The sequence below is a fragment of the Aeromonas sp. EERV15 genome, from assembly GCF_900079845.1.
Classification (GTDB): Bacteria; Pseudomonadota; Gammaproteobacteria; order Enterobacterales; family Aeromonadaceae; genus Aeromonas; species Aeromonas sobria.
This window is the reverse complement of record NZ_FKKY02000028.1, coordinates 23495-40129: the sequence shown is the minus strand read 5'-3', so window position 1 is coordinate 40129 and position 16635 is coordinate 23495. Positions and strand designations below refer to the sequence as shown.

Below are 16635 nucleotides of genomic sequence, written 5' to 3'. Positions count from 1 at the left end.
ATCATCAATGCAGAGGGATGGCCAACCTGCTGGCTCGAGTGAAACACTTCATGGATACCGTGTCTCCTTTCCCCGGGAATGGCTATGGCACAGCGAAGGTGTAGCACTATTAGGATCAGTTATTTAGTACTAATGCTGCGCAGCTTATGAAACAAGTAATGATAGTTTTTTGGGTGTTAAAGTTGTCATATTGCAATCAACCAATTTAAATATATCAGATTTTTGATAGTCGAAACATCTTACTTGTTATGATTATAAATATCAAATTTCTTGATGTTATTTATGATGGCCTTGAAAGGGTGAATGCGTTTAAGTTTAATTAAGTGGAGCTCATTGCACTGCTTTTGGAATGTTTTTATGAATATGTTGATGTAAATTTTACTTAGTGTATTGCACCATAAAACAGATTATGGCATGTCATTTATGTGGAGGTGAAATACAATTCATTTCGATACCGATTCATATCTACATTTGTAGATACAGATTGACGTTATCAGCCCATTGAGGCTGATAACGTCAATTTATTAAGTAAAGTACTTTATCAGAATCTTTGTTACACTGGGTTTTATGAATAACTAGATTACAATTTTGAGAATAGTTGGTGGTACTGTAAAACCGATAGATATGAGTAAGCAAGATAAAATGTAATATATACATTCTTCTACAATCTAGCTAAACACAAGGTAACTCAGCAATACAATTAGACCATGTTCTCGATATATTTTTAGAAATTCAAATTTTTAATGTAAGATAATGATAAAGTTTTTAACTAGAAAAGATGTTTTTTCAGAAATTTATTCATGACTGAGTCTCCATATTATAATTCCGCAAGAGATTTGCGGTTTTATTTAATTATCACAAGACGCAAGTTAATACAACAACAATTTTACTCAATATACCAAGGTATGAGATGAGTATATGCAGAGCCTATCGCTCTCATTTTTTACTTGGAACGATTTAACTCAGGGGGGCATAACCATGCCAGCTACAGGATACCTGCCATTAGAAACACCTTCAGAAGGAACAAGGGCGTAGATATGTGCATCAAGGGGCTGCCCATGAAGAAAGATGCGATTCTTTGCCCGGCATTCAAAGGTTGCCCCGGCGGCAATGGCAACCGCTTCGCTGGCGCTGTTGCCAACTCCCATCACGATCTCCAGCCGAAATAGGCCTAACTGCTGAAAGCCAAAATCACGGAGCAGAGTGACCGCTTGTCGGGCGATACCGCAGCCTTGGCGGGATTGGCGTACCCAGTAACCGATATTGCCGTAGCGATGATGGGGCGACAGTTGGTTGATTCCTGTGCCACCCAAGAGCTGGCCGGTGGTGGCGCAGAAAATGCCCATGTCAAAGGCACGTCCCGCCGCGCGATCCTGCTCGCAGTTGGTAAACCACTCCAGCGCGTTTTCCCGAGTAAATGAATGGGAGCACCAGCTCATCCATTTACCGACCGTCTCGATCGATTCGTGGGCCGCGCGGACAAACTCGTCGGCATCAGCCGGTTCGAACGGGCTGATCACGATATTGACGTTGGCAAGGCGCTGGCATGTCATCACTTATCCTGCTTTTTCAGGAAGTAACTGATATGCCCCGGCGGCATATCGGGCAGCTGGCCAAAGACCTCGTAACCCTGCTTCTGGTAGAAGGGGAGGGCCTGAAAACTGGTGGTTTCCAGATGGTAGTTGCTGATGTCCTTGCTTTGGGCGTACTGCTCCATGGCGCCGAGCAGGCGGCCGCCCCAGCCATCGCGGCGGATGCTTTCGTCGATCCAGAGCCAGTCGACATGCAGCCAGCCCCACTTGATGTCGGCGATGATGCCGCCGTGTACCTTGCCCTCTTTATCCTTGATAAAGCTGGCGATCCGCTCGCGCAGATGGGTGCCTGCGTGATCCTTGTTGTAACCCGAGAGACCAATGCGCAGCGCTTCGATCTCATTGTCCTGAGGCGGTTGGGGTGGGGTTAGTTGCATAGTGCTTCCTGCTTGATGGTGGTTGTCTCTAGCGGATTGCCGCTTCCAGCGCGGCTATCTCGCCGCCGCCAATCAGCTTTAAGTTCCGGCTGATCTGCTCCACCGGCCAGTCCCACCAGGCTATGGCGTTGAGACGGGCTACGGTGTCGTCGTCAAAGCGGTAGCGGATCACCTTGGCGGGATTGCCGCCGACCACGGCGTAGGCGGGCACGTCGCCGGTGACCACGGAGCGGGCGGCGATAATGGCGCCGTTGCCAACTTTTACACCCGGCATGATGAGTGCCTCGAAGCCTATCCAGACATCGTGGCCGATGACGGTATCACCCTTGTAGGGCAGGCTGCCCGGGGCGGGGGCGGCACTCTCCCAGCCGTTGCCGAAGATAAAGAAGGGGTAGGTGGAGAACCCGGAGCTCTGGTGGTTGGCGCCGTTCATGATGAACTTGACCCCGCGGGCGATGGCGCAGAACTTGCCGATGATCAGCTTGTCGCCGATGAAGGGGAAGTGGTAGAGGACGTTGCGCTCAAAGCCCGCCGAATCCTCCGGGTCGTCGTAATAGGTGTAGTCACCCACCTCGATATTGGGCCCCTTGATGGTGTTCTTGATAAAGCACACCTGGGGGAAGCCGTTCATGGGGTGGGGATTGGCGGGATCGGGTCCGTGCATCTGGGTTCCTTGGGTTGGCCGGGCTAGAGCGCCGGGAAGTAGCAGGCGCTCATGTCGATGGGGTGATCGGGGCTGCCTGGCAGATAGAACTGCCAGCCCGCATCGGAGAAGGCGCGCAGTTCGGTTTCGACAAATTTGATGGCGAGGCTCAGGGCTTGCAGGCTGTCGACGCCGTAGATAAAGGTCTTGTCGCTGAGCCCCGCCAGCTTCACCTTGCAGCGCCAGTCACCGCTGGCGGACTTGGGGTCCGGCTCGGGGGCCTTGATGGCGATCTTGAGGATGAGCTGTTCCCCTTCGGTGCTGATGGCGTCGAAACGGGCGGTGACGATGGCGTTTTTCATCTGGCGATTCCTTTTCCGTGGTACAGCCCCTGCGGTTGCGGGTGGCTGGCGTCCCTGATGGCTGATGAGGTGAAAATGTAGGCTCAGGAGGGCCAGCGTAAATGAACTTGTGAGTTGAAACAATGAGATATCCGCGACCGGATGAGGTGGCTTTCGCCACTGTGAGCGAGCGTGGGGTCGGGAGGCGGGGCGTGCTGGCAAACCTTGTTGGCCGGGACGCTCGCGGGCTGCTAGATGTAAAGGATTGTTGGCTGTGGCGGTAAATTAACCATCTGTGTCGATGAGGGCAGTTGAGTCCTCTTGAGGCAGAATGTCACCCCCCTGTTTGACGCTGAAGTACAGGAGTCTCCGTGGCGCTTTCGATAACCCAGCTTTATGAAGTGATGGCCCAGCTGCCAGATCCCATCTTTATCCTCAGTGAAGATGGCTATTACATGGAATATATCGGCGGTATGGAGCAGCAATCCTACCACGACGGCAATCCGCTGGCGGGCAAGCAGCTGGCCGATGTGCTGCCGCCCGAGATGGCCGGGTGGGTCAAGGCGCAAGTGGCCGAGTCGCTGGCCAGCGGTCAGGTGCAGGTGGTGGAGTATGAGCTGGCCGCCACCGAGGTAGGGGGGATCAATGCCGCCGTCGGGCCGCAAGGGGTGCAGTGTTTCGAGGGCAAGATTGCGCCGCTGCCCTCCCTCTACGACGGCAAGCGGGTGGTAGCCTGGGTGACCCGCAATATCACCCGCCAGTTCGAGTTGCAGCAGCGGTTGCAGCGCCAGAGCGAAACCGACCAACTGACCGGCCTCTACAACCGCCGTTTTTTCTTCGAGCACTGCCAGCAGTTGCGGGCAGGGGAGGCACCCTGTGGCCTTATCATGCTCGACATCGATCACTTCAAGCAGATCAACGATCGTTACGGTCATCAGCAGGGAGATCTGGCTTTGCAGCGCTTCAGTGGCTGCATCGATACCCTGTTGCGGGCGGACGACCTCTTTGTGCGCAGCGGCGGCGAGGAGTTTCTGATCCTGCTGCCACGGACTGATGAAGCCGGTTTGCTGCAGATGGCGGAGAAGATCCGCGCCGCCGTCGAAGCGCTGCCTGCCGATCCGGTCGCCATGACGGTCAGTCTGGGCACTACCCTGGTGCCGCCGGAGGAGGAGATCAAGCAGGCGCTGGCTCGGGCCGACGAGTGGCTCTACCGGGCCAAGCGGGCAGGCCGCAACCGGGTGGCACACGGCCCGGCACGCTGAGCCTCTCTGCCCTGTTATTGGCAAAAATGACCTGTCTTTTTGCCATCAATAATTTGGCTGATATCACTGTCAATGAGTGGAAAAGTTGGCCGTATTATTTCACTCATATTCCACTGGCTATGGTGTTAATATTATTGGCCTGATCGCTAGTCTTATTTGTGTTGTTGGGCAACAGGATGAGGTTTTATCGGTATGTTATCAAACAGGCTTGAATCGGGTTTTGGATGACGAATGTGATACATCTCGTTGTCTTTTGAAACAATCCGATTCAAACGGTCATGAATTATTAACCTTGACCCGGATAGCGATTTCAACGATGGTAGCGTGGCAGCTCCGTTTCCCTCCGGTGGCCCTGTTGGCCGCTGGCGGCGTTGTTTTTTCATGTGCAGGGCGATATGCAACGACATATCTCCAGCCTGTTATTCGGGCCTATAAAAATAATGATGACAGACTAATAAGGTATATATTGCAATGAGTGTTTCTATTGCTGAAAAGAGTAACCCTGTTTCAAAATTGAAATGGGAGAAAAGCGATTCGGTATGGACCATGGGCTTATATGCCACTGCTGTCGGTGCCGGCACGTTATTTCTTCCTATTACTGTTGGCAGTAATTCCCCGGTTATTTTGCTGTTTATTTTATTACTGGCTTTTCCGCTCTCTTATTATTCCCATCGGGCATTGAGTCGCTTTGTGCTCTCCAGCTCCCATCGGGAAGGGGACATCACCCATGTGGTGGAGGAGCACTTCGGTGCCAAAGCAGGCAAGCTGCTGATGCTGGTCTATCTGATGGCCTTCTACCCCATCATTCTGGTCTACAGCATCTCCATCACCAATGCGATCCAGAGCTTCGTGGTCCACCAGCTGGGCAACGCCGAATTGCCGCGCGGCTTGCTGGTTGTGGGGGTGATGCTGTGCCTGCATCTGATCCTGTTGGCCGGCAAGCAGATCGTGGTATCGGCCATCAGCGTGCTGGCACTGCCGATGGTCGCCTTTCTGATTGGCCTCTCTATCTATCTGCTGCCCCAGTGGAGCCTCTCCTATTTCAGCGAGAGTCAGGCGGTGGAGTGGCGTGATCCGGCGTTCTGGAAATCTCTCTGGCTGATCGTGCCGGTGATGGTTTTCTCCTTCAGCCATGCGCCCATTATTTCCTCCTTCAGCGCGGCGCAGAAGAAGCGCTGTCAGGAGAGTGCCGACCTGCGCGCCAAGCGGATCATCAAGTGCAGCAGCCTGCTGATTTGCGGTAGCGTGCTCTTCTTCGTGGTGAGCTGCGTGATGAGCCTGAGTCAGGCCGAGATGGCGCTGGCCCGCACCGACAATATCTCTGTGCTGTCGGCGCTGGCGAACAAGTTCTCCAATCCGCTGATCGCCTATGTGGGGCCGCTCATCGCCATTCTGGCTATGTCCAAATCCTTCCTCGGTACCTCCATGGGGGTGAGCGAGGGGACGGTGAGCATGGTGAGCGGTGCCTGTCAGGGGCTGGGGCTCTCCCTCAAGGAGTCGACCATCGCCCGGGTGTCATCGGTGATCCTGTTTATTGTGACTGCCGTCATCACCTATCTGAACCCCAATGTGCTCGACATCATCGAGCGCGTCAGTGGCCCGCTGATCGCGGTGATCCTGTTTCTGCTGCCAGCCTGCTCCATCTATCGCTTGCCCGCACTCAAGCGTTATCGCGGGCCGAGCACCCTTTTTGTGTTGGTGATGGGGCTGCTTGCCATCTCGGCCCTTATCTACGATCTGCTTTGACCGGGCGGTATCCCGCACAAATCAAAAAGGGCGACCATCTGGTCGCCCTTTTTCTGTGCGTCGGGGTTAGCCGAGCAAGCCGCTGGCGCTCTGGCCCGCCATCAGTAAGCCGAATGCCAGCACGCTGAACCAGACCAGCGTGGCCCCCACCAGCAGGTAGCCGCTGGCGACGAACAGGCCATCTCGCTGCAACATGCCGGTGCAGAGCAGCAGAATGGCCCAGGCGGGCATGGCATTGGTGAAGGGGATGGCGCCAAGGGGCAGCATCAGCAACAGGGCGGCCAGCATGATCAGCAGGCCGTTGCAGCGGTTGACCGCGCTGCTGCCGGTCAGCATCAGCAGGCGTGGGCGGATAAAGCGATCGACCCGGGCCAGCAGATCCGCCCCCTTGTGCAGGGTCGGCTTGAGCTGGTCGGCAGCGAAGCGGCGCTCCATCAGTATGGCGGGCAGCCAGGGCACCCGGTTGAGGGTGATGCCGATGCCGATAAAGAGGATCAGCAGGCCGAACGGGGTGCTGACCCCGGGAATGGAGACCGGCAGCAGGAAAGGCACTGTGAGCAGCACGCAGAACAGCAGCATTCCCTGCTCGCCCACCAGCTCCAGCATCTGGCGCAGGCTGACGTGGCTCTCGTCGATGGCGTGGGCGGTGGCCCGCAGGGTATCCGCGAGGGTGGTTTGGGGGTCGTGAAGTTGCGCGGCAACCATTCCCTGATGTCCTTCTGAGTGGTGATGGCGGGCCCCGATGACCCGATTTTTCGCCAGCATACGTGGCAGAGGTTAACCGCCGATGAATGGTGGCGGCTGGCGCATCGCGGCGGTGGTGGCACGGGTCTGGTGCCGCAACAGCCGAGGGTCAGTCGCGTCATGAATGTGATCCGGTACAGCCGCCGTTTAGGAGTGGCGCAGAATGAAGCTGGTATGCTTTCTGAACAATCACACAGGGAGCAGGGGATGATAATGAAGAGAGCCGGGATAGCGATGGTGGGGCTGTTGCTGCCACTGGGGCCGGTCTGGAGTGGCGAGGTCGCGGCCACATCCGGTTGGCAGTTGACGCCGTTTTTCGGCTACAGCTCAGCCATCGATTTCGAGAAGAGCGACGATGTGGTGGAGCCGGTGGCGCGTTCGGCCTCGCTCGATTCACTGCAGGGGCAGCGCTCCGGCAGCTGGGGCCTCTTTATCAGCAAGGAGGTGGATGATCCCGGCATGATTGAGCTGCTCTACAGCCACCAGTCCACCACCCTCTCTCCCGATCAGCCGGATCGCCTGACGGTGGATACCCTGCACTTTGCCGGTGCGCTGACCCTCTCTGACAACCTGATGGCGCCCTATATCGGTGCCGGTATCGGGGTGACCCGCTTCTCCGCCTACGACAGCGAGGTGATGCCCTCTATGTCACTGGCGCTCGGGGTACAACCCCGGCTGACCGAGCATCTGGCGCTGCGAGCCGAGGTGCGCGGCTATGGCTCGCTGGTCAACGACAGCAACCAGTTTCTCTGCAACCCGGAGCAGTGCGTGTTCAAGGTGCGCGGGGAGCTGGTGACCCAGTGGCAGGCCAATATCGGGCTTACCTTCCGCTTTTAAGCCGCAACAATTTCATGCTGAAGAAAGGGGCCGTCTGGCCCCTTTTGTCTGGATGTTTGCTGCTGTGCTCATCATTGCGCTGGCAGATGCTCACGTCTCGTGACTGGCCGGGGTTGCCCACACTGCGCAGTTTCTGCCAGCCTCTTTGGCGCGATAGAGCGCCTGATCCACCCGCTTGAACAGCGAGACAGCTGGCTCCTTGGGCTCACGGATCCCCACCCCCAGACTGACCGTCAGGGGTCTGGCCGGATCGGGGGCTATGGTGCGGGTCGCCGCCAGCAGGGTGCTGGCCAGTTGCTGCAATTGTGCTTCGTTGGCGACGGGCAGCAGCAGGACGAACTCCTCACCACCAATGCGGGCCGCCAGCGCCCCGGGCGGGCAGTGTTGCTGCAACAGCTCGCCAAACTGCTGCAACACCCAATCCCCGATATCGTGGCCGTAGTTGTCATTGATCCCCTTGAAGTGATCAAGGTCCAGCAGGATGAGCGCATGGTAAACCCCCCGCTCCAGAAACAACTGCTGATGAAAGTAGCGCCGGTTTGGCAGTCGGGTCAGATCGTCAAACAGCGCCTGTTGTCTGAGCTGGGCATTGATATGAAAGAGGTGGTGCATGGTGCTCAGGATGCCGATGCTGCTGAGCAGAATGCCGCTGGATCGCAGCAGATCCTCGGCGTAGATGGCGAGCCAGAGCGGTTGCTGCACGATTTCATCCATGATGTCGGCGGTGGCCCCCATGATCCACAACATCAGGCCACAGGAGAGCAGGCGGTAGGTCTTGGCGGGCAGATGGGCGCACTGTACCACCCAGAACAGGAACAGCATGGTGAACCAGTTGATCACCTCGAAGCCAAAGCTGACGGCGTAAAAGCGCTCGTAGGGAAAGTGGGGCAGCAGCCAGAGATGCAGGAGCATGATGGTCAGCATCAGCACTCCCAGCAAGGCGATGTGAGCGCGGTGCTCCCCATCGAGAATGCGGTAGTGGGAGAGGCTGATGTCGAGACGATCGAACTGCATGAGGTTCCTCGGATGTGGGCCTGCCATCACCTTGCAACCAGGGGCTCGCGTAATGGTGTGCCTTGGGCAGATAACAGCAAGTGACGGGCCTGACAGTGTAAACGAGCTGACCCGGGCAGTGCGATGGTAATGGCATCAGCTTGTGGGCTGGCTCCGGGTTTGCGCACTTCTGGTGCGCACGTTATTGCCTGCCCTGTCACAGGGCGCTGGCGTTCAGGTTAGCGCAAGTGCTGCGCTATTTTGGTGCGAAAGGTGTGCTCTTGATAGTTAATCTAATGATTATAAAGGATTTAAATTTATGGCCCGCTTTATGCTTTTTACATATCAGACGGTCTCTTGCGGTCATCGGCGGTAGACGCAGTGATGTGAAGTGGCAAGAGACATCCCCGTGCCGGGCACGGGTGTGATTCTGGCGGGTTGCAGCAACACCTTGCGGCTTGCCACAGATTCAATCAGGGAAACGGAGCCGGTCTTGTACCGGTACGACAGGGAAGGAGAGTGCTCTATGGTCAAAAAATGGATGATGGCGGGTCTGCCGATATTGATGACGTTGCTGGCGACCCCAAGTTGGGCCGAAGAGGTCGCTCAGGTACAGGCTGCGGTGGCACCAGTTGCCGCCATGACTATCAACAAGGGTGACAATACCTGGATGCTGCTGTCGGCGGCGCTGGTGATCCTGATGTCGATCCCCGGTTTGGCGCTCTTCTACGGTGGTCTGGTGCGGGCCAAGAACATGCTGAGCGTGCTGATGCAGGTCTTTACCCTGTTCTGCCTCATCTGCGTGCTGTGGGTGATTTACGGCTATTCGCTGGCTTTTACCGAGGGCAACAGCATCTACGGTTCCTTCAGCAAGGTGCTGCTCAAGGGGGTCACGCCTGACTCCATCGCCGCCACCTTCAGCAAGGGCGTTGGCATCAGCGAGCTGATCTATGTGGTGTTTCAGGGGGCCTTTGCCGCCATCACCTGCGGCCTTATCGTGGGGGCCTTTGCCGAGCGCATCAAGTTCGCCGCCGTGCTGCTCTTCTCGGTGATCTGGTTCACCTTCGCCTACATCCCGCTGGCTCACATGGTGTGGTACTGGGCGGGCCCGGATGCCTATACCAGCGCCGAAGCTGCCGCGACGGCGACCGCCACTGCCGGTTATCTGTTCCAGCATGGTGCGCTCGATTTTGCCGGCGGCACCGTGGTGCACATCAACGCCGCCGTGGCGGGTCTGGTAGGGGCCTATCTGGTGGGCAAGCGTCTGGGCTACGGTCGTGATCCCATGACCCCCCACAGCCTGACCATGACCATGATCGGCGCCTCCCTGCTCTGGTTTGGCTGGTTCGGCTTTAACGCTGGCTCCGCGCTGGAAGCTAACGGTATCGCCGCACTCGCCTTTATCAACACCTGGGTGGCTCCTGCTGCGGCGGCACTCTCCTGGACCTTGGCCGAGTGGGTGATGAAAGGGCGTCCCTCTCTGCTGGGTGCGGCCTCTGGCGCGGTGTCCGGTCTGGTGATGATTACCCCGGCTGCCGGTTTCGTCGGGGTCGGCGGTGCTTTGGTGATGGGTCTTATCAGTGGCGTGGCGGGTCTGTGGGGCGTGCACGGTCTCAAGCGTTTGCTGGGTGCCGATGACAGTCTCGATGTGTTTGGTTTGCACGGAGTGTGCGGCATTCTCGGTGCCCTGCTGACCGGCGTTTTTGCCAGCCCGGATCTGGGCGGCACCGGGGTGTGGGACTATGTCACCAATCAGGTTGCCGAGGGCTACTCCATCCTGACTCAGGTGAAGATCCAGGCCATCGGGGTGGGTGTCACCATCCTCTGGTCCGGTGCCGTGGCGGCGATTGCCTTCAAGGCGGTCGACATGCTGGTGGGGTTGCGGGTGAATGGCGATGCCGAGCGGGAAGGGCTGGATGTGACCTCCCACGGCGAGAAGGCTTACAGCATGTAATCCCGAGTGCCAGACAACAAAAAACCGCCGATTTCGGCGGTTTTTTTATGGCTCGCGAGCGGTGGCGCGTTTAGTTCACACTCTTAGTTCACGACGGCCACGTTGATGCTGCCATTGCCCTGAGTCATGCGCACCCGCGCGCCCGGGGTGAAGGTGGGGCTGGCTTTCTGCACCACCACGATGGCTTCACCATTCTCTTTCTTGATCTCCAGCTCGACGCCGTCGACCTGATTCATCTTGTTGCCGACGGCGTTGCCTGCCGCCGCACCGGCGATGGCGCCCCCTGCAGCTGCGATATCGCGTCCGGTACCGCCACCTATGGTGCTGCCCAGCAGGCCGCCGACTACTGCGCCGCCGATGGTGCCCATCAGGGAGTTCTCATCAGCCTGGATCTTCACCGGGCGGGTCGAGATGATGGTGCCGTAACTGACGGTCTGCACCTGTTTGGCGCGGTCTTTGGTGTAGACATCGCCGGAGTAAACGTCGCTATTGGCACAACCCGTGATGGTGGTTGCGGCCAGCAGGGCAATAAGGGTCATACGCTTCAACATGGTGAGCCTCCTGGGCTGCATGGAATTTGAACAATCCGGTTGATGAGCTGAACTCTACTCCAACCTTGTCACACATGAAATCGGCAAAATGTAACCAATTATGCGTTCTGTTACCGGTTTTGTCCTTGAATCGCAGCTGTACCGGAGAGGGTTTTGACCAGCAGCAGGCGGTCTTCTCCGGGGCCGAAATAGTCGGCTACCTCTGCCTGCAATGTGTAACCGAGCCGGTAGTAGAGGCGCTGGGCCGGATTGGCGGGATCAACGGTGAGTCGCAACGTGCTGATCTGTAACGCCTGCTGGTTTACCTCCATCTGGCGCATCATCCGCTCCGCGAGGCCGAAACCGCGCGCCTCGGGCAGTACCGCCAGCGACAGCACCCAGCCTTGCGACCGCTCCTGACCAAAGCCACCCAGCACATAACCCACCAGCTGCCCCTCGTATTCGGCGACCAGCAGCAGCTCGGGCCACAAGTCCATCGCCTGACGGAAGAAGAAGGCGGGATAGACGTCGTCGCCAAAGACCTTGGCATCGATCTGCCAGATGGCGTGCATATCGGCATGGGTAGCGGTACGTAGCAGGGGTGGGTTGTGGTGCATCAGGACTCCATCGGCAGCAAGAGGGGCGGTTAGGGCCGCTGACCCCAAGGTCAACGGCGCAAAAGAAGTCACAGGGTAGTGGTCATCCCCTGCCTGATGCAAGGGGCTGGCGCTCAGGGGGGAAGGGGTCGGCTATGGGGCAGTTTTGGGGCCTTGCGCCAGCCATCGAGCAGGTGGTAGATAGCGAGCCAGGGGTGGCGCAGCAACATGCGCGGGCCGCTCCACTTCATTACCTGCTGGATCTGTTTGCGCATCGCCGGGGCGTAGCAGTGGATATTGCAGTTGGCGCAGGTGGGTTTATGGCCGTGGCCGTAACGACAACGATTGAGCCGCTGATGGGCGAAATCCCGTAACTGATCACAGTGGCGGCAGTGGGGATCCTGATGATGGTGCTGGCAGTAAAGGCGGATCATGGCGCTGACGGTCTTTTTCTCGCGCATGAGTCTGGGGTGGTCACTCGCCTTTTTGCTGATTGCGGCGTGTGGGCCCCTTGCTGGGCTGACATGATGACTTTTCATGGCTGCCATTGTCCTGACCTGTTTAGTGAGGGTGTTGATACAGGTCAAAAGGGGGGACAAAAAACAGGGCCCGCAGGCCCTGTGTCATCAGATGAGACTGGTCGCTTGTTCCAGCCAGGCGAGATCCTCGCCCTCGAGCAGCGGGCTCAGGCGACGGAACACCTCGATATGGTAATCGTTGATCCAGCGAAACTCTGCCTGACTCAGCAAGCTGCGGTCGATCAGGCGAGTATCGAACGGCACGTAGGTCAGGCGCTCGAAGCCCAGCATCGGCAGTTCGCCAACCTGTTCCAGCTCGGTCACTATCACCAGATTTTCGCAGCGGATGCCAAAACCATCTTCCCGGTAGTAGCCCGGCTCGTTGGAGAGCACCATGCCCGGTTGCAGGGCGACCATGCTCCCTTTCGGTGCAATGCGTTGCGGCCCTTCGTGGACGCTCAGGAAGTGGCCGACGCCGTGACCTGTGCCGTGGTCGTAGTTGTAACCGGCTTGCCACAGCGGCATGCGGGCCAGCACGTCGAGCTGGATACCGGCGGTGCCGCGGGGGAAGCGGGCCTGATCCAGCGCGATATGACCCTGTAGTACCCGGGTAAACATCGCTTTCTGCTCGTCGCTCACTTCACCGACCTTGATGGTGCGGGTGATGTCGGTGGTGCCATCCATGTATTGCGCACCGGAGTCCAGCAGGTAGAGGCTGTCCTGACCAAACGCACGGGGGGTGCCATTGGTATGGTGGTAGTGGCACATGGCTGCGTTGGGGCCGAGCGCGGAGATGGTATCGAAGCTCGGCTCGACGTAGTGTTCCTGCTCGCGGCGGAACGCTTCCACCTGATCGGCCAGGGTGCCTTCATCCACCCCCTCGAACTCGCCAGAGGCGATCAGTCGATCCAGCCAGGCGAGGAAGCGGGTCATGGCAACGCCATCACGCAGGTGAGCGGCGCGCATGCCGGTCAGCTCTACCTCGTTCTTGCACGCTTTCGGCAGCATGGTCGGGTCTTGCCCTGCCACCAGAATGGCGCCCGCCTCTTCCATGATGAGCTGGGTCCAGGCGTTGGCGCTGTCGGGATCGGCCAGCACCTTCTGCTGATCTTCACCGATGCGCCGCAGCACGTCGCCCAGCTTGTCGATGGGGTAAACAGAGACATCCTGCCCCACGTGCTGGCTGAAGGCGAAGCAGTCGATCTTGTCGGCATCGACGAAAAAATCCATGGTGGTGTTGGCGTAGAGCACCGCAAAGCCCAGCACCACCGGCAGCCGTTCGATGTCACGGCCACGCAGATTGAGCAGCCAGTTGATGGGCTCGGCCTGGGTCAATAGCACCGCATCCAGCCCGCGCTTGCGCAGATCGGCGGCCAGCAATTCCCGTTTGGCCTGGCTCGATTGCCCTGCCAGCTCTTCGCTGTAGAGGATGACCGGAGTTTTGGTCGGCTCGGGGCGATCGCACCAGTGCTGATCGATGGGGTTCTGCTCGATGCGGATCAGCTCGATGTCGCGATCGGCCAGCACGGCTTTGGCATTGTTGTACCAGGTCAGGCTGTGCAGGCGGGCATCGAAGCCAACCCGGGAGCCTGATGGCAGCTGTTCAGCCAGCCATTGCACATGGGGATCGTTGTTCAGGTGGAGAAATTCGAACAGCTCGGCGGGAGTCTGCATCCGCGCCTGTACCGTATAGCGACCATCGACAAAGAGGGCTGCCCGCTGCGCCATGATGATGGCCACCCCGGCAGAGCCGTTGAAACCGGTGATCCAGTCAAGTCGCTCGGCATAGGCGGGGATGTACTCGCCGAGGTGTTCATCATCGTGGGGGACAATAAATGCGTCCAACTCCTGCATGGCCAGCTCGGCCCTGACTTGGGCGACGCGGGTTTCAATTATCTCGAAATTAATCATGTCGTTAGTGCCAGATGGTTGCTATATGAGTGTTCAGTTTTGATGGCCGCTATCCAGGATCCGTTTGATCGACTGGCCTGCGGCTTCGATATGTTGTTTGAGCAGTACCACCGCCTCATGCTTGCGCCGGGCGCGGCACAACTCCAGCAGTTGGGCGTGTTCACGCTCCGCTTTGTCCACTCCGCCCTGGGCAAACAGTAGCTCGAAGCGGACATAGCGGTCACAGCTCAGATTGATCTGGGCGATCAGTTCAAGTGCCTGGGGGCGACCGGCTGCCTGATAGAGGGTGGCGTGAAAGCTGTGGTTCAACTCGGCCCAATGTTCGATCTGGGTGCCTGACTCCAGGGCGTGATCAAACTGGGTGAGGATCGTCTCCGCTTGGGCGAAGGTGGCTTCTGTCATCTTGTCGACGGCGTGAAACAGGGTATCGGCTTCCAGCAGTGCTCGCAAATAAAAGAGCTCGTCGATGGCCGAGGCATCCAGCATGGTGACCACGGCGCCGCGGTGTGCCTCGAACTTCACCAGCCCCTGCGCCTCCAGCTGCATCAGGGCTTCCCGCACCGGAATGCGGCTCACCGCCAGCTCTTTGGCAATGGCATCTTGTCGCAGCGGGGCGCCGGCGGGGAACTCCCCACGGAGGATCCTGCCGCGGAGGTTTTCCATCACCATCTGGGTGCGAGTCTGGTACGGGGGGGTCATGGTCGGGTCACGATTGGGCGTTGCAACATGGTAGATAGGAGCGAGTTTGGCTGAATCTACCCCGCCCGGTGTGGCAAGGCAAGGTTGGTGGCGCGCCCAGTCGGGGCTTGGTCACGAAAATAGCGGGGCACCATAACAAAAATGCCGGTCAGCAAGGCTGACCGGCATCATCTCTCTTACGCGAACTTACGCGAAGTGAGTCCGTTACAACTGTGGACCGGCGGCGATCAGACGCTTGCCTTCGTCGTTATCGGTGAAACGCTCGAAGTTCTTGATAAAGCGCCCTGCCAGATCCTGCGCCTTGGCATCCCACTCGGCCTTGTTGGCGTAAGTGTCGCGCGGGTCGAGGATGGCCGGATTCACATCGTGTAGTGCGGTTGGCACTGCCAGATTGAAGATTGGCAGCACCTTGGTCTCGGCCTTCTCGATGGAGCCATCCAGGATGGCGTCGATGATGGCGCGGGTATCCTTGATGGAGATGCGCTTGCCGGTGCCGTTCCAGCCGGTGTTGACCAGATAGGCATCTGCCCCTGCGGCTTCCATCCGCTTCACCAGCTCCTGACCGTACTTGGTCGGGTGCAGGGAGAGGAAGGCTGCGCCGAAGCAGGAGGAGAAGGTCGGAGTCGGCTCTGTGATGCCGCGCTCGGTACCGGCCAGTTTGGCGGTGAAGCCAGACAGGAAGTGGTACTTGGTCTGCTCCTTGGTCAGCTTGGAGACCGGGGGCAGCACGCCGAAGGCGTCGGCAGTCAGGAAGATCACCTTGTTGGCATGACCCGCCTTGGAGACCGGCTTGACGATGTTTTCGATGTGATAGATGGGGTAGGAGACGCGAGTGTTCTCGGTCTTGGAGCCATCATCAAAGTCGATGGTGCCATCGGCAGCAACGGTCACGTTCTCCAGCAGCGCATCACGACGGATGGCGTGGTAGATGTCCGGCTCTGCCTCTTCAGACAGCTTGATGGTCTTGGCGTAGCAGCCACCCTCGAAGTTGAACACGCCGTGGTCATCCCAGCCGTGCTCGTCATCACCGATAAGCGCGCGCTTGGGATCGGTAGACAGGGTGGTTTTGCCGGTGCCGGAGAGGCCGAAGAAGATGGCAACGTCGCCGTCCTGACCCACGTTGGCAGAGCAGTGCATGGAGGCAATGCCGCGCAGGGGCAGGAAGTAGTTCATCATCGAGAACATGCCCTTCTTCATCTCGCCACCGTACCAGGTGCCACCGATGAGCTGCATTTTCTCGGTCATGTTGAAGGCAACAAAGTTCTCGGAGTTGAGACCCTGCTCCTTCCAGTTCGGGTTGGTGCACTTGGCACCGTTCATCACCACGAAGTCGGGCTTGAAGGTTTTCAGCTCGTCATCGCTCGGGCGAATGAACATGTTTTTCACGAAGTGTGCCTGCCAGGCCACCTCGGTGATGATACGCACCGCCAGCCGGGTATCCGGGTTGGCGCCGCAGAAACCGTCGATCACAAACAGCCGCTTGCCGGAGAGCTGCTGGGTCACCAGGGCTTTCAGATCTGACCACACAGCCGGGCTAATGGCTTTGTTATCATTCTTACCCTGGTCAGACCACCACACAGTATCCTGGGTAGTGGCATCTTTGACGATATATTTATCTTTTGGTGAGCGACCGGTGAAGATCCCGGTGTTCACGTTGACTGCGCCCATCTCGGTGACGACACCGCGCTCGAACCCTTCCAGGTCAGAACGGGTCTCTTCGGCGAAAAGTTGGTCGTAAGAGGGGTTGCGAACGATTTCTTGGCTGTTTTTGATGCCGTACTGGTCCAGTCCTAATTGTTGGGCCAGGGTGGGTTCTGCCACGATTGTCATTTTATTCTCCTGGGTTCAGAGGTGTGTAGGGTTCTATCTGAGAGCCATCCTATCACTTAGGT

The 16635-nt window shown here is 58.0% G+C and carries 17 protein-coding genes; 5 read left to right on the top strand and 12 right to left on the bottom strand.

Features of this window, described 5'->3' with window-relative positions; translation table 11 throughout:
* Nucleotides 1–962 precede the first annotated feature (962 nt).
* The 4 genes from BN4575_RS19330 to BN4575_RS19315 are packed head-to-tail and all read right to left on the bottom strand — an operon-like array spanning nucleotide 963 to nucleotide 2974.
* Complete coding sequence (locus BN4575_RS19330) at nucleotides 963–1553, bottom strand: GNAT family N-acetyltransferase (RefSeq protein WP_068979403.1); 591 nt, start codon at nucleotides 1551–1553, stop codon at nucleotides 963–965.
* Nucleotides 1553–1969 (bottom strand): GNAT family N-acetyltransferase, encoded by a 417-nt coding sequence (locus BN4575_RS19325; RefSeq protein ID WP_068979402.1) that lies wholly within the window; start codon nucleotides 1967–1969, stop codon nucleotides 1553–1555. The genes BN4575_RS19330 and BN4575_RS19325 overlap by 1 nt, the downstream gene beginning before the upstream one ends.
* Before the next feature lie 28 nt (nucleotides 1970–1997).
* Complete coding sequence (locus tag BN4575_RS19320; protein WP_068979401.1) at nucleotides 1998–2633, bottom strand: Vat family streptogramin A O-acetyltransferase; 636 nt, start codon at nucleotides 2631–2633, stop codon at nucleotides 1998–2000.
* Between the two features lie 23 nt (nucleotides 2634–2656).
* On the bottom strand, nucleotides 2657–2974 hold the full coding sequence (locus tag BN4575_RS19315; RefSeq protein ID WP_033135089.1) for a DUF6968 family protein: 318 nt from the start codon (nucleotides 2972–2974) through the stop codon (nucleotides 2657–2659).
* Between the two features lie 350 nt (nucleotides 2975–3324).
* Here BN4575_RS19315 and BN4575_RS19310 point away from each other — a divergent pair, with 350 nt between their 5' ends.
* The 3 genes from BN4575_RS19310 to BN4575_RS19305 all read left to right on the top strand — a co-directional run bounded on the left by BN4575_RS19310 (nucleotide 3325) and on the right by BN4575_RS19305 (nucleotide 5961).
* Nucleotides 3325–4215, top strand: coding sequence for a sensor domain-containing diguanylate cyclase (locus tag BN4575_RS19310; protein ID WP_068979400.1), 891 nt, complete (start codon nucleotides 3325–3327; stop codon nucleotides 4213–4215).
* Nucleotides 4216–4300: 85 nt separating this feature from the next.
* Nucleotides 4301–4690: a hypothetical protein gene (locus BN4575_RS21930; protein WP_141689879.1), complete on the top strand. Its 390-nt coding sequence runs from the start codon at nucleotides 4301–4303 to the stop codon at nucleotides 4688–4690.
* Entirely contained in the window at nucleotides 4687–5961 is a 1275-nt protein-coding gene (locus BN4575_RS19305) for an amino acid permease (protein WP_068979399.1), read from the top strand. Before BN4575_RS21930 ends, BN4575_RS19305 begins: the two co-directional genes overlap by 4 nt.
* A 66-nt stretch (nucleotides 5962–6027) precedes the next feature.
* Here BN4575_RS19305 and BN4575_RS19300 read toward each other — a convergent pair whose 3' ends face one another.
* Nucleotides 6028–6666, bottom strand: a complete 639-nt coding sequence (locus tag BN4575_RS19300) for an exopolysaccharide biosynthesis protein (RefSeq protein WP_068979398.1) — start codon at nucleotides 6664–6666, stop codon at nucleotides 6028–6030.
* Nucleotides 6667–6918: 252 nt separating this feature from the next.
* Between BN4575_RS19300 and BN4575_RS19295 the strand changes: the two genes are divergently transcribed.
* Nucleotides 6919–7542, top strand: coding sequence for an outer membrane beta-barrel protein (locus BN4575_RS19295; RefSeq protein WP_068979397.1), 624 nt, complete (start codon nucleotides 6919–6921; stop codon nucleotides 7540–7542).
* 90 nt (nucleotides 7543–7632) lie between these two features.
* Here BN4575_RS19295 and BN4575_RS19290 read toward each other — a convergent pair whose 3' ends face one another.
* Complete coding sequence (locus tag BN4575_RS19290) at nucleotides 7633–8556, bottom strand: GGDEF domain-containing protein (RefSeq protein ID WP_068979396.1); 924 nt, start codon at nucleotides 8554–8556, stop codon at nucleotides 7633–7635.
* 505 nt (nucleotides 8557–9061) lie between these two features.
* Here BN4575_RS19290 and amt point away from each other — a divergent pair.
* The gene (gene amt / locus BN4575_RS19285) at nucleotides 9062–10489 is read left to right on the top strand and encodes an ammonium transporter (protein WP_068979395.1); all 1428 of its coding nucleotides are present in this window, start codon (nucleotides 9062–9064) and stop codon (nucleotides 10487–10489) included.
* Nucleotides 10490–10572: 83 nt separating this feature from the next.
* Here amt and BN4575_RS19280 read toward each other — a convergent pair whose 3' ends face one another.
* The 6 genes from BN4575_RS19280 to pckA form a co-directional block, all read right to left on the bottom strand.
* On the bottom strand, nucleotides 10573–11040 hold the full coding sequence (locus BN4575_RS19280) for a glycine zipper 2TM domain-containing protein (protein ID WP_042024629.1): 468 nt from the start codon (nucleotides 11038–11040) through the stop codon (nucleotides 10573–10575).
* Nucleotides 11041–11150: 110 nt separating this feature from the next.
* Nucleotides 11151–11636 carry a GNAT family N-acetyltransferase gene (locus tag BN4575_RS19275; RefSeq protein ID WP_068979394.1) on the bottom strand — a complete coding sequence of 162 codons (486 nt, stop codon included), beginning with the start codon at nucleotides 11634–11636 and terminating at the stop codon, nucleotides 11151–11153.
* Between the two features lie 113 nt (nucleotides 11637–11749).
* Nucleotides 11750–12154 (bottom strand): nitrous oxide-stimulated promoter family protein, encoded by a 405-nt coding sequence (locus tag BN4575_RS19270; protein ID WP_068979393.1) that lies wholly within the window; start codon nucleotides 12152–12154, stop codon nucleotides 11750–11752.
* An 87-nt stretch (nucleotides 12155–12241) separates the two neighbouring features.
* A complete protein-coding gene (locus tag BN4575_RS19265) occupies nucleotides 12242–14044 on the bottom strand; it encodes an aminopeptidase P family protein (protein WP_068979392.1) in 1803 nt (600 codons plus the stop codon).
* A gap of 33 nt (nucleotides 14045–14077) precedes the next feature.
* Nucleotides 14078–14743: a GntR family transcriptional regulator gene (locus tag BN4575_RS19260; RefSeq protein WP_042024632.1), complete on the bottom strand. Its 666-nt coding sequence runs from the start codon at nucleotides 14741–14743 to the stop codon at nucleotides 14078–14080.
* Between the two features lie 204 nt (nucleotides 14744–14947).
* Entirely contained in the window at nucleotides 14948–16573 is a 1626-nt protein-coding gene (gene pckA / locus BN4575_RS19255; protein WP_068979391.1) for a phosphoenolpyruvate carboxykinase (ATP), read from the bottom strand.
* Between the last annotated feature and the right edge of the window lie 62 nt (nucleotides 16574–16635).

Coding starts and splice junctions, on each gene's coding strand:
- BN4575_RS19295 (WP_068979397.1), top strand. CDS start 6,919: ATGAAGAGAGCCGGGATAGCGATGGTGGGGCTGTTGCTGCCACTGGGG.
- BN4575_RS19275 (WP_068979394.1), bottom strand. CDS start 11,636: ATGCACCACAACCCACCCCTGCTACGTACCGCTACCCATGCCGATATG.
- BN4575_RS19325 (WP_068979402.1), bottom strand. CDS start 1,969: ATGCAACTAACCCCACCCCAACCGCCTCAGGACAATGAGATCGAAGCG.
- BN4575_RS19305 (WP_068979399.1), top strand. CDS start 4,687: ATGAGTGTTTCTATTGCTGAAAAGAGTAACCCTGTTTCAAAATTGAAA.
- BN4575_RS19315 (WP_033135089.1), bottom strand. CDS start 2,974: ATGAAAAACGCCATCGTCACCGCCCGTTTCGACGCCATCAGCACCGAA.
- BN4575_RS19260 (WP_042024632.1), bottom strand. CDS start 14,743: ATGACCCCCCCGTACCAGACTCGCACCCAGATGGTGATGGAAAACCTC.
- BN4575_RS19320 (WP_068979401.1), bottom strand. CDS start 2,633: ATGCACGGACCCGATCCCGCCAATCCCCACCCCATGAACGGCTTCCCC.
- BN4575_RS19300 (WP_068979398.1), bottom strand. CDS start 6,666: ATGGTTGCCGCGCAACTTCACGACCCCCAAACCACCCTCGCGGATACC.
- pckA (WP_068979391.1), bottom strand. CDS start 16,573: ATGACAATCGTGGCAGAACCCACCCTGGCCCAACAATTAGGACTGGAC.
- BN4575_RS19290 (WP_068979396.1), bottom strand. CDS start 8,556: ATGCAGTTCGATCGTCTCGACATCAGCCTCTCCCACTACCGCATTCTC.
- BN4575_RS19280 (WP_042024629.1), bottom strand. CDS start 11,040: ATGTTGAAGCGTATGACCCTTATTGCCCTGCTGGCCGCAACCACCATC.
- BN4575_RS19270 (WP_068979393.1), bottom strand. CDS start 12,154: ATGAAAAGTCATCATGTCAGCCCAGCAAGGGGCCCACACGCCGCAATC.
- BN4575_RS19330 (WP_068979403.1), bottom strand. CDS start 1,553: ATGACATGCCAGCGCCTTGCCAACGTCAATATCGTGATCAGCCCGTTC.
- BN4575_RS19265 (WP_068979392.1), bottom strand. CDS start 14,044: ATGATTAATTTCGAGATAATTGAAACCCGCGTCGCCCAAGTCAGGGCC.
- amt (WP_068979395.1), top strand. CDS start 9,062: ATGGTCAAAAAATGGATGATGGCGGGTCTGCCGATATTGATGACGTTG.